Source organism: Pantoea sp. E956-1 (assembly GCF_982223955.1).
Map to the genome: position 1 here is coordinate 1 of NZ_CEUYZP010000131.1, position 255 is coordinate 255.

Here is a 255-nt window from a genome sequence, read left to right on the forward strand (position 1 = left end):
TAGGTATTAATATCCTCATAAATGGCCCAAAAAATAACGCACTGTTACCCTGATGGTGAACAATGAAAAATCTCGATGCACTAATTATTTTTGCGCGTGTGGCAGAAATGAAGAGTTTTACTCAGGCCGCTGAAAGTCTGGGTATCAAGAAAGGACGTGCCTCAGTGGTGGTCCGTGAACTGGAACATGACGTGGGAACTACACTTTTGCACCGCACAACGCGAACCGTGCAGCTTACGGAGGACGGACGTGCTT

General features: G+C 46.7%; 1 protein-coding gene. It reads left to right on the plus strand.

Translation table 11 applies throughout. The features are described from left to right. Positions 1–62: 62 nt before the first annotated feature. Positions 63–255: helix-turn-helix domain-containing protein (locus tag AC0T7J_RS25615; protein ID WP_473798640.1), on the plus strand; the 193-nt coding region annotated here is incomplete at its 3' end.